Raw genomic sequence first — 6,086 nt, forward strand, 5'->3', positions numbered from 1 at the left:
ATTCTTGTAAACTTTTATAAATCATACACCCTTTCTAATTTGCCTAATCCATTTATTAAAGAGAGGGATATCAATGTTTTACCCGACATTTTTATGCAAAGAGACTAATCAGAGGCATCTGGTCAAAGACTCGAATTTCTGTGAATGCGGCTATAAGTACAAAGGCTTTACCACATTCATCAAAAAAGATTTCAAAAAAATCCAATTTAAGCAGAGTGATGATATCGATTGCCCTGTCTGCAAAAGCTCAGTGCTGAAAGAAGAGAAAGCAGTCTGCTATTCATGAGCAGCTGCTTTTTTCTTTTCCCCTTCCCAAATCTTTATTTCCTTCATAATGCGCCAAATCAGGTTTAGGAGTTCCAAAAAAGTGGCAAAAAGAAAGTAACTAACTCATTTACTTTAATTAGGTGCTACTCTTCAAATACGAAGCAAAGGGGAATCTTCATGGCGGAAAATCCAGCACAATCCAAATTGGCATTAAATTCTTCGATCTCCTTAAAAGGGATTGTGAAAGCTGTATTCACTGACACAGTCCACGTCCAGATCGGCGGGAAAATTATCGCAATCCCGCTGGAGAAATAAAAGAACACCTTCATGGAAAGCCAACGAAAGCCGCTTTTTATTAAACGGCTTTTTTTGTGCGAGCGGACAGTAAAACCGGCAGGCATTGCGCCCGCCGGTTCTGTTTATGCATAGATTTTATTTTCTTCGTTTTGGAAGAAGCTCTTCATCGCATGGAAAACATCAGCTTTCTGCTTGAGGATATAGTATCGGAAGTGTTCATTTTTTATATTCTTATAAGCGGACATGAGGGTCGAGTGGCGGTTGTACTGATTGACTTCACCGTACCCGAACATGCTCGATACCGCGATCAGCTCTTCAACAAGCTTCACACAGCGGGCATTATCAGAGGTAAGATTGTCGCCGTCGGAAAAGTGGAAAGGATAGATATTGAATCTTCTTGGATTATATTTTTCATTGATCAGTTCCAGAGCTTTGCGGTAGGCTGATGAACAAATGGTTCCCCCGCTTTCCCCTTTTGAAAAGAAATCTTCCTCTGATACGACCTTCGCTTCTGTATGGTGGGCAATGAACTCTATTTCCACCGTCTCATACTTTGTCCGTAAAAACCGGGTCATCCAAAAGAAAAAGCTTCTGGCCATATATTTCTCCCATAATCCCATCGATCCGCTCGTATCCATCATTGCGAGCACGACTGCCTTTGAATCCGGCTTTACAATTTCGTTCCATGTCTTAAACTTCAGATCCTCCTGATAGATCGGATAGAATGCCGGCTTGCCTGTCATCGCATTCCGTTTAAAGGCGGTCATCATTGTCCGCTTTTTATCAATATTGCCCATTAATCCTGTTTTGCGGATATCATTGAATTCAATATTCTCAACCAGATGCTCTTCCTGTTCCTTCCTCTTCAGGTTTGGCAGCTCCAGCTGCTTGAACAGTGCTTCCTCAAGCTCCATCATGGACACTTCAGCTTCAAAATAATCCTCACCCGGCTGGTCGCCTGCACCCTGGCCTTTCCCGGGGCCTTTCTGGCCGCTGGAGCCGTCTCTGGCGACCACATCGCCTACCTGGCTGTCTCCGTCTCCCTGGCCTACATGTTTGTTTTTATCATAGTTATAACGAATTTTATATTCGTCAAGAGAGCGAATCGGAATTTTCACGACTTCACGGCCATTGGACATAATGATGCTTTCTTCTGTTATCAGATCTGGTAGATTGTTCCGGATCGCATCCTGTACCTTTTCCTGGTGGCGCTGCTGATCATCGTGGCCTTTGCGATGGAGGGACCAATCTTCTTCGGAAATCACAAACTGGCGGTTGTTGATGTCGGTCATTATAACCCCTCCTTGAAAAAATTTCATGGATTCATTGCACACATTTGCCTTTAGCAACATACAATATCCCGAGTGTCAAAAGGAACGTGAAATATTAATTACTCTATACTATGCGAGACATCGAAATAATTTACAAATAATTTTGACAATAAGACAAATGCCTATGCTGTCGGACAAGCCTTTTTTAGAGCCTCTCATCCTTCCAGAAATTCATTGAAAAGTGGGCATTGGGGTTATAAGCCTGGCATTCATATCCTTGTGAGTATAGGTAATCGATGATCTGCGGCAGCATGGAAACCGTCCCGCTGTTCACATGCATCAGGATGACTGGGGGCTTCCCGCCTGCAGCCGCCGGCTGAAGCCCTTTTTTCACATTTTCAAAGATAGTCTTCGGACTGCTCCTTGCATATTTCCAGTCTAATGTATCAACATTCCAGTCCCACATTTTATATCCCTTCTGCACAAGGGCGTCCCTGAACGGCCCTGTCATATAAGGCTTGCTTCCATAAGGCATTCTCACCAGCCTGGAGTCAATGCCTGTCAGGCTCAATATTGTTTTCCTGGTCTTATCCATTTCCAGGGCGGGATTTTGCGGGTTTCCGGCATAAAGCTTGTTTTTATCATGGGTAACACTGTGCAGGGCCGGATAATGCCCTTCCTCCACCAGCCGCTTAACAGAAGCCGGGTTGGCTCTTGCCTGCGGCTCAATCATAAAGAATGTCGCTTTTGCCTTCTTATTCTTCAAAATATCAAGGATGGATTCCATTCCCTTCGCAGGTCCATCATCAAAGGTTAAGTACACCGCCTTTTTTTTCACATAAAAATCTTTTAGAGCCGCTCTATTGGCGCTCATGAATTGTTCGTTTGCCATTTTCGCTCCTTTGTTCACCAGACGGACGACAGGGCCGGCTGAGAGGTATTCAACTCTATAGCCAAAAAACTCGCCGGCTGACCGGATCGGTATGAATAGGCTGTTTTCCCGGACCACCGCTTTCCATTCGGCCGTTTTTCCCATGGACGTTGAGGCCTGCTGTTGTTTTACTGAATAGCGGATCCATGATTTGCCCTTTTTGATCGTATAGCTATCAGGATTTTCTATAGAGATGCTGGCTCCAATGGCTGCTGCCAAATCTTTAATAGGCATATAGGCTGTATGCTCCAGCACAAACGGAGGGTTCTGCTTCAAATTCAAAACAGAGTCATTCACGCCGACTGCACATATATACTCATTCCTTTGTGCGGCAGAAGCCTGTCCTTCCTGCAGTACAAACAGCACAATCGCTATTAAAATAGCAGCCACCCATTTTCTCATCCCTGCTTCTCCCCTGACTAATAGCTTTTTATTGCTATATCTATTAAGGGTCAGGTTGAAATAGAACCCCGGAAAAATGCGGTCAAAAAAACTCCTGCAGCTTCAGCGCAGGAGTCATTTTTCGTTATCTTTATACTGGATAGGGTCAGGCTGCTTTCCATCCTCTTCAAGCTCTTCCCCAGTCCTGAGATGCTCCATCTGCTTTCCTAGATTATGCATCTCTTCTACATTCTCAGCCATGGAGCTGTTTCTTGGCACAAAGTCCTTGTCCAGTTCCTTTTTCTTCATCTCAATCACCTCTATACACCCTTTTCCCCTGTCCGCCCAAATTAAAACTAACTCTTGCCTGGGAGAAAACAGCCAAAAGGCCGGCAAACCCTGCCAGCCTTTTCACATTTATCTGTTCAGCAAACTTCCAACATACCGCAGCAGCTCATTTGCAGAAGTAGAATTATAGCCGTGCTCATCAATGAGTCTTGCAACAACTTCATTCACCTTTTTCAGCTGCTGCTCGTCAGGGGTCTTGGAAGAGGTTGTAATCTTCACAACATCCTTCAGGTCTGCAAACAGCTTCTTCTGGATGGCTTCGCGGAGACGGTCATGCGAATTGTAGTCAAACCGCTTGCCTTTCCTTGCATAGGCAGAGATGCGGATCAGGATTTCCTCCCTGAATGCCTTTTTCGCATTTTCCGAGATGCCGATCTGCTCTTCAATCGACCTCATCAGCTTTTCATCCGGATTGATTTCCTCTCCTGTCAGAGGATCGCGGAGCTTCGCTTTATTGCAGTATGCCTCCACATTGTCCAGATAATTGTCCATGAGTGTTTTGGCGGATTCTTCATATGAGTAGACAAATGCTTTCTGGACTTCCTTCTTGGCAATATCATCATACTCTTTGCGGGCCAGTGAAATGAAGTTCAAATAGCGTTCCTTCAGCTCAGCGGTGATCGACGGATGCTGATCAAGCCCTTCTTTCAGGGATCTCAAAACATCCAGCGCATTGATTGAGGTAATCTCTTTTCGGATGATTGTGGATGAGATCCGGTTGATGACATAACGCGGATCAATTCCGCTCATTCCTTCATCAGGATATTCCTTTTGCAGCTCCTCCACGTCTGCGCGGTTGTAGCCTTCCACGCTTTCTCCGTCATAGAGCCTCATTTTCTTCACCAGGTCAATATCACCCTTTTTAGGTTCCTTCAGCCTCGTCAAGGTCGTAAACATCGCTGCCACCTTAAGCGTGTGCGGTGCAATATGGACATCAGAAACATCGCTCTCACTGATCATTTTTTCATAGATTTTTTCTTCTTCTGTCACCTTTAGATTATAAGGGACAGGCATGACAATGATCCGGGAATGAAGCGCCTCGTTTTTCTTATTGGAAATGAAGGAACGGTACTCTGTTTCATTTGTATGCGCCACAATCAGTTCATCCGCAGAAATGAGCGCAAACCGCCCTGCCTTGAAATTGCCTTCCTGTGTGAGAGAGAGCAGATGCCAGAGGAATTTCTCATCGCATTTCAGCATCTCCTGGAACTCCATCATCCCCCGGTTCGCCTTATTCAGCTCCCCGTCAAACCGGTAGGCCCGCGGGTCAGACTCTGAACCATATTCGGCAATCGTGGAGAAATCTATGCTGCCGGTAAGATCGGCAATATCCTGGGATTTCGGATCAGACGGGCTGAATGTTCCGATCCCGGTCCGTTTATCCTCTGAGAAAAAGATCCTCTCAACCACAACGTCTTCAATCCGTCCCCCATACTCCTGCTCAAGCCGCATCATATTCAGCGGAGACAGATTCCCTTCAATTCTGATTCCATACTCATCGAAAAAGTCCTTGCGCAGATGATGCGGAATCAAATGGAGCGGGTCTTCATGCATCGGGCAGCCTTTGATTGCAAATACTGCACCCCTGTCGGTCAGGGAATACGCTTCAAGCCCGCGTTTTAGCATCGTGACGAGCGTTGATTTCCCCCCGCTCACAGGACCCATCAGAAGCAGGATCCTTTTCCTGACATCAAGCCTTTTAGCAGAAGGATGGAAATATTCCTCCACAAGCCGTTCAAGCGATTCTTCAAGCCCGAACAGCTGATTGCTGAAAAATTTATAACGCTTTTTCCCTTTATCGTCTTCGACACCGGCATCCTTTATCATACTGTATACCCTGGAATGTGCTGACTGGGCTACCCATGGCTTCTCTTTGACAATGTCTAAATACTCCCTGAATGTCCCTTCCCATTTAAGCTTTTCCTCTTCGTGTCTGTACATCTCGATTTTTTTTAAAATATCCATAAGGACCTCCCCCTGTCGCATTATCAGAGACGATTAATATAATCTATGCGCTTGGGCAATTAAACATTCTATAACCCGGAAGAAAAGCAGAATTCCCCTCGCCTTCAGGGTCCCTCAAACTGCCAGCCGTGCCGCATTTCCCCGGATATTCTCCATAAAATATCCACAGTTTTTCATTCACACCATGCCGGAATTGGGCTATAATAAGATTACATAGGTATGCAAAAAGGAATCCCTACATAAAAAGGAGGCCAACATCATGGGCTTGATTTTGATCATCGGCGTAACTATCGCGTTCCTGTCAGCCATCTTCACTGCCGGCTACAACGACAAACCAGGGATGAATAAGTAAGAAGAACGGTACAAAAAAGGACCGGAATCTTGGGGATTCCGGTCCTTTTTTGTTTGTCAGGAGATTTTGTTGGGCCTGGTGGAGTGCGGTCATATTTTGGGCGAGGCTTTTCTTTTCTGGTTGTGTGTCATGCATTGATGAGGGCTCTTTCTATGCATGACTTGCCTTTTTAGTGCTGGGTCATGCAGCGATTGGAACTCTTTCCATACACGACTGCCCTTCCTGAGCACAACTTATGTATCCCGGAACGCTCCCCGAATACATGACTGCCCTT

6 protein-coding genes are annotated in these 6,086 nt (G+C 45.4%); 2 read left to right on the top strand and 4 right to left on the bottom strand.

The window, feature by feature from the left end:
- Positions 1 to 73 precede the first annotated feature (73 nt).
- Together ABU165_RS12570 and ABU165_RS12575 are read left to right on the top strand one after the other, a co-directional pair.
- A complete protein-coding gene (locus ABU165_RS12570; protein ID WP_094768381.1) occupies positions 74 to 286 on the top strand; it encodes a hypothetical protein in 213 nt (70 codons plus the stop codon).
- 158 nt (positions 287 to 444) lie between these two features.
- Positions 445 to 582, top strand: a complete 138-nt coding sequence (locus ABU165_RS12575) for a hypothetical protein (protein ID WP_022543523.1) — start codon at positions 445 to 447, stop codon at positions 580 to 582.
- 104 nt (positions 583 to 686) lie between these two features.
- Here ABU165_RS12575 and yhbH read toward each other — a convergent pair whose 3' ends face one another.
- The 4 genes from yhbH to ABU165_RS12595 form a co-directional block, all read right to left on the bottom strand.
- The gene (gene yhbH / locus ABU165_RS12580) at positions 687 to 1,856 is read right to left on the bottom strand and encodes a sporulation protein YhbH (protein ID WP_009795010.1); all 1,170 of its coding nucleotides are present in this window, start codon (positions 1,854 to 1,856) and stop codon (positions 687 to 689) included.
- Between the two features lie 184 nt (positions 1,857 to 2,040).
- Positions 2,041 to 3,168 carry a polysaccharide deacetylase family protein gene (locus ABU165_RS12585; protein WP_101551108.1) on the bottom strand — a complete coding sequence of 376 codons (1,128 nt, stop codon included), beginning with the start codon at positions 3,166 to 3,168 and terminating at the stop codon, positions 2,041 to 2,043.
- Between the two features lie 114 nt (positions 3,169 to 3,282).
- On the bottom strand, positions 3,283 to 3,456 hold the full coding sequence (locus ABU165_RS12590; RefSeq protein WP_009795008.1) for a hypothetical protein: 174 nt from the start codon (positions 3,454 to 3,456) through the stop codon (positions 3,283 to 3,285).
- 108 nt (positions 3,457 to 3,564) lie between these two features.
- On the bottom strand, positions 3,565 to 5,460 hold the full coding sequence (locus tag ABU165_RS12595; protein ID WP_009795007.1) for a PrkA family serine protein kinase: 1,896 nt from the start codon (positions 5,458 to 5,460) through the stop codon (positions 3,565 to 3,567).
- Positions 5,461 to 6,086: the final 626 nt, after the last annotated feature.

The sequence above is a fragment of the Cytobacillus sp. T106 genome (genome assembly GCF_040492155.1).
Taxonomy (GTDB): domain Bacteria; phylum Bacillota; class Bacilli; order Bacillales; family Cytobacillaceae; genus Bacillus_AB; species Bacillus_AB infantis.

Coding starts and splice junctions, on each gene's coding strand:
- ABU165_RS12575 (WP_022543523.1), top strand. CDS start 445: ATGGCGGAAAATCCAGCACAATCCAAATTGGCATTAAATTCTTCGATC.
- ABU165_RS12595 (WP_009795007.1), bottom strand. CDS start 5,460: ATGGATATTTTAAAAAAAATCGAGATGTACAGACACGAAGAGGAAAAG.
- yhbH (WP_009795010.1), bottom strand. CDS start 1,856: ATGACCGACATCAACAACCGCCAGTTTGTGATTTCCGAAGAAGATTGG.
- ABU165_RS12590 (WP_009795008.1), bottom strand. CDS start 3,456: ATGAAGAAAAAGGAACTGGACAAGGACTTTGTGCCAAGAAACAGCTCC.
- ABU165_RS12570 (WP_094768381.1), top strand. CDS start 74: ATGTTTTACCCGACATTTTTATGCAAAGAGACTAATCAGAGGCATCTG.
- ABU165_RS12585 (WP_101551108.1), bottom strand. CDS start 3,168: ATGAGAAAATGGGTGGCTGCTATTTTAATAGCGATTGTGCTGTTTGTA.